The sequence below is a fragment of the Lacihabitans sp. LS3-19 genome (assembly GCF_024343575.1).
Lineage (GTDB): Bacteria > Bacteroidota > Bacteroidia > Cytophagales > Spirosomataceae > Leadbetterella.
In genome coordinates, this window is record NZ_RJUA01000046.1 from 1 (window position 1) to 2176 (window position 2176).

Annotated in this window: 2 protein-coding genes; both read left to right on the top strand. The window is 44.4% G+C overall.

Annotation, left to right across the window (positions count from 1 at the left end; genetic code table 11):
* Positions 1-805: Ig domain-containing protein (locus EGI22_RS15135; RefSeq protein ID WP_255069301.1), on the top strand; the 805-nt coding region annotated here is incomplete at its 5' end.
* The coding region (locus EGI22_RS15140; RefSeq protein ID WP_255069302.1) for a fibronectin type III domain-containing protein at positions 802-2176 on the top strand (1375 nt) is incomplete at its 3' end. The genes EGI22_RS15135 and EGI22_RS15140, both read left to right, overlap by 4 nt.

The window sequence follows — 2176 nt, forward strand, 5'->3', positions numbered from 1 at the left end:
GATTACAAATAACCCAAGTGCCACTATCAGCTATGCCGGCACACCGTATTGTAGTACAGCCAGTCCAGCAAGTGTAAGTTTAACAGGCACGACAGGTGGCGGATTTACCTCAGCCCCAGCAGGCTTAACAATCAATGCAACCACAGGCCAAATCACGCCAAGCAGCAGTACGGCAGGCGTTTATACGGTAACCTACACGATAGCCGCAAGTGGCGGCTGTAGTTCTGCAACGGCGACCACGAGTGTAACGATAAGTAGTGGGCCACCTATAATCAATCAGCCTCAAAACGTAAGTATTTGCCAAGGCAACAACGCCACCTTTACGGTACAAACAAACTTGCAAGAAGTAACTTACCAATGGGAGGTAAACCTAGGAACAGGTTTTGTTCCAGTTGCAGCAAGTGCAGTTTATTCTGGTTATAACACCGCTACCTTGAGTCTGGCCTTCCCGCCAATTGGATATAATAACTACCAATACCGCTGCGTGGTTAGCAAAAACGGCTGTTCTGCTATTTCTAGTGCCGCTACATTGTCTATGTCAGGCTCGGCAGAAGCACTAAACATCGTCAATCTCACCCCCATCAGCGGTGTTTATATACAGACTGCTGTGGCATATACCATAGCTCTAAACAAGATAGAACTGAACGCCAATGTGCTTTTCAAGTCTGGCAATGCAATAGAACTTTTGCCAGGCTTTGAAACCAGAGCAGGTGCAGTGTTTGCAACCAAAATTGAAAGCCCGTGTGGTGTAAACTCAACCAACAACAGTATTTTTGAAAACCTACCAAAAGAAATCAAAAAATGAAAAAACTAAAATTAATTAGAACAATGAAAAAATTAGCTTTACTCCTTTTCTTGGTATTTTCTTCTGGAATAGGATTTTCAAAAACCTTGATCACCTCGGCAATGCAGGTGGGTAATACCAATAGCATCACCATCATCTGGGGTGAGACTGATGTGAATATCAACCCACCTTCAGTGACCTTGAATAGGTACCAGATTAAATACAAGCCTGTTGGCGGATTAGAGACAACGATAGATAACATCAGCAGTTCGCTCCGAACCTATACTTTGACAAACTTGATCTCTGGCCAAACCTACGAAGTAGAGCTCATAGAGGTCATCAGGGTAGTTATTCCTCCCTCGCCGTTCAACCCTTTTCCATATATAGATACAGCCATTGGCTCAGGTATAAGTTCAGTAGCTCTCAATGTTCCTCCAATAGCAGCCTGCACACCACTGACAGTATCTATAGGATCTAACTGTCAGGCCACGGTTACAGCAGCACAAATAGGAGCAGGCTCAAGTGACCCCAATGGCGATGACATCACTTATAGTATCAGCCCTGTCGGTCCATTTGGAGTGGGAGTTTATAATATATCGCTGACAGTAACTGACATTTATGGTTCATCAAGTACCTGCACAAATACACTGACGGTGGTTGACAACCAGGCACCAGTGGTGAGGCTCAAAGACGCCGTCATCAACCTTTCGTCAGATGGAATAGCTGCATTGACCTTAGCCCAGATAAACGATGGCATCACTGACAACTGCAATATAAGCAGCATCGAGCTCAGCAAGACCCAGTTTGGCTGTGACAATATGGGCAAAAATCTGGTGAGTGTAAGCGTAAAAGACGCCGCAGGCAACCAAACCACCCAATGGTGTACGGTGACGGTACTGGACGTAACAGCCCCCCAAGTATCAACTAAAAATGCTGTGATCTTCTTAAACTTTGATGGATATGCCACCTTAAACCCAGAGGACATAGATTTTGGCACATTTGACAAATGTAGCGTACACAAACTAAGTTTGAGCAAATCTGTATTTAGCTGCGAAAACGTAGGTTTCAACAGTGTTGACCTCATCGCTACCGATGCCTCTGGCAACGTATCCAAGGCCTCGGCCGTTGTGAAAGTAGTGGACAACACGCTGCCCTATCAAAGCAGCAAAAAGCTAGAAATAGAGCTAGACAAGGGTGCGGAGCTGATACTGGACAAAAACACCCCAAATTTGAATATATATGATGCCTGTGGTTTAAAATCCATAGATATTATTTCGGAAATAATAACCTGCGAAACCAAGTCAAAAACAGTAAATATAAGGGCAACCGACAAAAACGACAACGTTTTGGTAACTGACCTCAGCTTGGTAGTAAAAGACACCAAGTTTCCAG